At 66.7% G+C, this 4,894-nt stretch carries 3 protein-coding genes and 4 tRNA genes; 1 reads left to right on the forward strand and 6 read right to left on the reverse strand.

Features of this window, described 5'->3' with window-relative positions; all coding sequences use genetic code 11:
• The 6 genes from ACKOQ4_RS09930 to ACKOQ4_RS09955 all read right to left on the reverse strand — a co-directional run.
• On the reverse strand, positions 1-1,741 hold a 1,741-nt coding region (locus ACKOQ4_RS09930; RefSeq protein ID WP_526291329.1), incomplete at its 3' end, for a molybdopterin-dependent oxidoreductase.
• A gap of 1 nt (position 1,742) precedes the next feature.
• Entirely contained in the window at positions 1,743-2,936 is a 1,194-nt protein-coding gene (locus ACKOQ4_RS09935) for an acyl-CoA dehydrogenase family protein (protein ID WP_526291331.1), read from the reverse strand.
• Positions 2,933-3,673 (reverse strand): 3-oxoacyl-ACP reductase FabG, encoded by a 741-nt coding sequence (gene fabG, locus ACKOQ4_RS09940; protein WP_526291333.1) that lies wholly within the window; start codon positions 3,671-3,673, stop codon positions 2,933-2,935. Before fabG ends, ACKOQ4_RS09935 begins: the two co-directional genes overlap by 4 nt.
• 28 nt (positions 3,674-3,701) lie before the next feature.
• Positions 3,702-3,775 (reverse strand) — tRNA-Phe (locus ACKOQ4_RS09945).
• A gap of 36 nt (positions 3,776-3,811) precedes the next feature.
• Positions 3,812-3,885 (reverse strand) — tRNA-Asp (locus tag ACKOQ4_RS09950).
• A gap of 33 nt (positions 3,886-3,918) precedes the next feature.
• A tRNA-Glu gene (locus ACKOQ4_RS09955) sits at positions 3,919-3,991 on the reverse strand.
• A gap of 124 nt (positions 3,992-4,115) precedes the next feature.
• Between ACKOQ4_RS09955 and ACKOQ4_RS09960 the strand changes: the two genes are divergently transcribed.
• A tRNA-Lys gene (locus ACKOQ4_RS09960) sits at positions 4,116-4,188 on the forward strand.
• Positions 4,189-4,894 lie beyond the last annotated feature (706 nt).

Genomic DNA, 4,894 nt, shown 5'->3' on the forward strand with positions numbered 1-4,894 from the left:
TTTCCCTGTGCACGAGGCGGATCCGGCCGCCGCGGTAGCTGACCACTTTGGCGAGCACTCCGGTGGCCAGGTCGTCGCTGAGCACCTTTCCATGCGGGTGGCGCGTCTTCAACGAGTCGAAGGTCAGGCCGCCGCGGCGAAGGCCGCCCAGGTCCCCGCCGGGGCCGAATCGGATGATGCCGTCCACCACCGGCCGCAGGCTGAATCGCCGGCCCGCGAGTGCTGCGGCCGAACGCAAACCGGCCAGGACCCTGAACACCCGAGTCCGCCCGGCCATCCGTCCCATGAGGTCGTCGATGATGTCCCACTCCGTGCGGGACTGCCCGCGCGGTGCGATCACGGCCTCGGTGGCCTGGCGGTAGGGCTTGATGAGGAACGTCTGGGAGAGCAGCGGGAAATCCTCCCGCTCGTACATGGTGGTGGTCGGCAGGATGTAGTCGCACTGCGAGGTGGTCTCGGTGACGTAGAAGTCCAGGGCCACCGACAATTCCAGCGTCTTCATGGCGTCGCTGAGGGCGGGCCCGTTGGGGACAGACAGCACCGGGTTCCCGGCACTGACGAACAGGGCGCGGAGCTGTCCGTCGCCCGGCTCCTGAATCTCCCTGGCCATCAGGGTCGCCGGCTCGCTGCGGATGACGTTGCCGAATCCGCCGATGCGGGTGCGGTTCCGGCGGTAGCCGCGGCGCAACAGCGCGCCGAAGGCTTTGACCACCCACCGCTCCCCGGGAATGCCGAGGCTGCCGAACACCGCCCCGCCCGGGACGTCGACGTTGCCGGCGACGAGGTTGACGGCGTCGAGCAGGTAGGTGGTGAGCGTGCCGGAGCGCCCGGAACAGGTTCCCAATCGGCCGTAGAGGGCCGCCCTCGGGGTACGGACCAGATCGCGGGCCAGCGCGCGGACCGTGTCGGCGGGAATTCCGGTCTCCGACTCGGTCTTTTCGGGAGTGAACGGGGCGCTGCGCCGCATCAGCCATTCCACGCCGTCGGCCCGGGAGCGAACGGCGCGGTGGTCGGCGAGGTTCTCGTCGAACATCACCTGCAGCAGAGACAGCAGCAGCAGTGCGTCGCTGTCCGGGCGGATGCCCAGCCACTCGAACTGGGCGGCGGTCTCGGTCTTGCGCGGGTCGATCACCACCACGCGTCCGCCGCGTTTGACGATCGCGTGCATGCGTTCCCGCATCCGCGGCGCGGCGATCAGGCTGCCGTGCGAAACGACTGGATTCGCGCCCATCACGACCAGCAGGTCGGTTCGGGACAGATCCGGGAACGGCACGGACATCGGGTAGCCGTAGAGCAGTTGGCTGGCCATCAGCCGCGGGTGGGAGTCCTGGGAGGAGGCGGTGTAGAGGTGGGACCGCCGGCCCAGGGCGGTCAGGAACAGGGCAACCGCCGGGATGTGGTCGTAGCTGAAGGCACCCGGGTTGCCCGCGTACCAGCCGATGGATGCGGCGCCGTGCCGTTGATGGATATCGCTGAGCCGTTCGGCGATGTCGGTGAGCGCCTCGTCCCAGGAGACCTCCTCGAAGCCGCCGCCGGATGCCCGCCGCAGCGGAACGGTGACGCGGTCGGGGTCGTTGACGACCTCGGTGAAGGCGATGCCCTTCCGGCAGGCGAAGCCCTCGGAGAGCGGATGCTCCCTGTCCGGTCGCAGGGCCACCAGGCGGCCGTCCTCGACGGTCGCCACCATGCCGCAGACCGCTTCGCAGATCCGGCAGAACGTCGTCTTGCTCTGTGTTGCCATCTCAGCTCCGATAGTCCTTCAGCAGCCCTTTGCTGATGATCGTTTTCTGGATCTCACTGGTGCCCTCCCCGATCAGCAGGAACGGGGCGTCGCGCATCAGCCGCTCGATCTCGTACTCCTTGGAGTAGCCGTAGCCGCCGTGGATGCGGAAGCTCTGCTGGGTGACCTCCGCGCAGAACTCGCTGGCCAGATACTTCGCCATCCCGGCCTCCAGGTCGTTGCGCTGACCGGAGTCCTTCAGCCGAGCGGCGTTGACCATCATCAGATGGGCGGCCTCCACCTTGGTGGCCATCTCGGCGAGCTGGAAGGCGATCGCCTGGTGCTCGGCGATCGGCTTTCCGAAGGTCTTGCGCTGCTGGGCATAGCGCACCGCCAGTTCGAAGGCCCGGATCGCCACCCCGCAGGCGCGGGCGGCCACGTTGACCCGGCCCACCTCCACCCCGTCCATCATCTGGGCGAAACCGCGTCCGGGCTGGCCGCCGAGTACGTCCTCGCCGGCGGCGACGTAGCCGTCGAAGATCAGTTCGGTGGTGTCGATGCCCTTGTATCCGAGTTTGGCGATCTTGCCGGGGATCGTCAGTCCGGGCTTCACTTCGCCGAATCCGCTGGGTTTTTCGATCAGGAAGGCCGTCAGGTTGCCGTGCGGGGTGTCGGCGCCCTCGTCGGTGCGCACCAGCACGGCGACCAGGGTGGAACTGGCGCCGTTGGTCAGCCACATCTTCGCGCCGTCGAGGGTGTAGCCGCCGTCGGGGTTTCGCGTCGCCCGGGTCCGTATCGCAGCGACGTCGGATCCGGCCTCGGGTTCGGACATCGAAAACGCCCCCCGGGTCTCGCCGGTGGCCATCCGCGGCAGGAACCGCCGCTTCTGCTCGTCGGTTCCGTGCCGGCGGATCATGTGGGCGACGATGAAGTGGGTGTTGATCACCCCGGAGATGCTCATCCAGCCGCGGGCGATCTCCTCGACGCACAGCGCGTAGGTCAGCAGCGACTCCCCCAGTCCGCCGTATTCGGCGGGGATCATCAGCCCGAACAGGCCCATCTCCCGCATCCGGTCGACGATCTCGTGCGGGTAGGCGTCGGCGTGCTCGAGTCCCTGGGCGTTGGGAATGATCTCCTTGTCGACGAATTGCCGGACCGTGGCGAGGATTTCGCTCTGGAACTCACTTAGGCCCAGCGTCCGGGCCAGCCGTGTCATAGGTGCCGCCCGCCGGTGACCTCAAGGACCGTGCCGGTCATGTAGGACGACAGGTCGGAGGCCAGGAACAGCGCGGCGCCGGCGACCTCTCCGGGCTCCCCGGCCCGGCCCATCGGGACCTCCGCGAGCTTGGCGTCCCAGACCCGTTGCGGCATCGCCTCGGTCATGGCGGAGCGGATGAGCCCCGGCTGGATGGCGTTGACGCGGACCCCGAGATGGGCCAGTTCCTTGGCGGCGGCCTTGGTCAGTCCGACGATGCCGGCCTTGGCCGCCGAGTAGTTGGTCTGCCCGACCAGGCCGACCTTGCCCGAAATGGACGACATGTTGATGATCGCGCCGCTGCGCTGGGCGCGCATCACCGCGGCGGCCGCCCGGGTTCCGTTCCAGGTGCCCTTGAGGTGGACGGCGATCACCTCGTCGAACTGCTGCTCGGTCATCGTGCGCAGGGTGGCGTCGCGGGTGATGCCGGCATTGTTGACCATGATGTCCAGGCGGCCGAAATCATCCACCGCCGCCGCGACCAGTGCGTCGACCTGGTCCGTCGAGGTGACGTCACAGCGAACCGCGCGGGCGACCTCCGGCCCGCCGAGGGCGCTGGCCGCCCGTTCGGTCGTGGACAGGTCCAGATCGCCCAGCAGTACCCGGGCGCCCTCGGAGACGAACACCTCGGCGATGGCACGGCCCAAGCCCTGGGCCCCGCCGGTGACGACGGCGGTCCGTCCGGCCAGCAGTGCCATCCGGCCAACCTCCTGCTAGCGCGTCGCGTGGCCAGGGCCGGGATCGAACCGGCGACCTTCCGCTTTTCAGGCGGACGCTCGTACCAACTGAGCTACCTGGCCGGAAGGCGCCAGTTCAATGGTGCCTCGCCGAATCGGCGACCCTGACGGGACTCGAACCCGCGACCTCCGCCGTGACAGGGCGGCGCGCTAACCGACTGCGCCACAGGGCCTTGCTGTCGCTCGCCGCGTCCACGGCGTGTGCGTACCCCCTACGGGATTCGAACCCGCGCTACCGCCTTGAAAGGGCGGCGTCCTAGGCCGCTAGACGAAGGGGGCCTGGCCGAATCTCTCCGGGGTGTACTTCACAACGTGTCTGCGTTGAGCGTGCTCAAGCTTAGGTGATCCCCAGTCCAATCCCCAAACGACCGGGGTGAACCGGGGCAGTATCCTTGAGCCTCGCGCCCCTATAGCTCAGTTGGTAGAGCTACGGACTTTTAATCCGCAGGTCCTAGGTTCGAGTCCTAGTGGGGGCACTCACCGGGTGTATTACTTCGGTTGATACCTGCCATTTCGTCTTCGGCTGATGCTTGACAGCTACTTCGGCTGATCCTTGACAGTTGTTTCGGCTGATCCTTGACACTCCCGTTTGTGAGGGAGATCAGTGTGGCGGAGCAGAGTGCGCACTCGCGTTGCGAGCGACCGCTACAGGCCCAAGAAGTCCTTGAGGTCCCGTGAGCAGGCGCCTGACTCGGAACACACGCGTTTGCACCAGTCAATGTATTGATCGCTCTGCGCGCAGAAAGGCTGCTTACCGGCCTCTGACGTCGCGGCGTAATCCTTGCTCACGCTTACCGCTTCCTGACGTCGCTCCTGGATGTGAGCACCCTCTGGTGTTGTTACGGAGTTACCCGGGTGCCCGTTTAGGGCACTCGTGTCATTGCAGTTCAGGTCAAGAAGGATCCTGTTGCCGCCTGTCGCGCTTCCCCTACGCGATCCGGTTACCATACATTGCTCAGTCGGCAGGTAGCTGCCCTGTCGACTCGAAATTACAGGCGTCGCCCCATACTGCTTTATCACTTCCGACGCCTTCTCGTAGGTCATCCCCTTAAACTCGTTGATGGCGCCAGCCGACCCCGTGCTGAACACCACGACCAGCGCAGCCGCAAACCCGCTCGTCAGGGATTTCCTCATTACGCCCTCCGATCGGAGTGCCGACTATCCGAAGCCTACTGCTGGAAC

Origin of the sequence: Mycobacterium sp. (genome assembly GCF_046095365.1) — a bacterium.
Lineage (GTDB): Bacteria > Actinomycetota > Actinomycetes > Mycobacteriales > Mycobacteriaceae > Mycobacterium.

What these genes read in the sequence shown, in the direction of transcription:
- ACKOQ4_RS09935 (WP_526291331.1), bottom strand. Translation starts at nt 2,936, where the DNA reads ATGACACGGCTGGCCCGGACGCTGGGCCTAAGTGAGTTCCAGAGCGAA.
- fabG (WP_526291333.1), bottom strand. Translation starts at nt 3,673, where the DNA reads ATGGCACTGCTGGCCGGACGGACCGCCGTCGTCACCGGCGGGGCCCAG.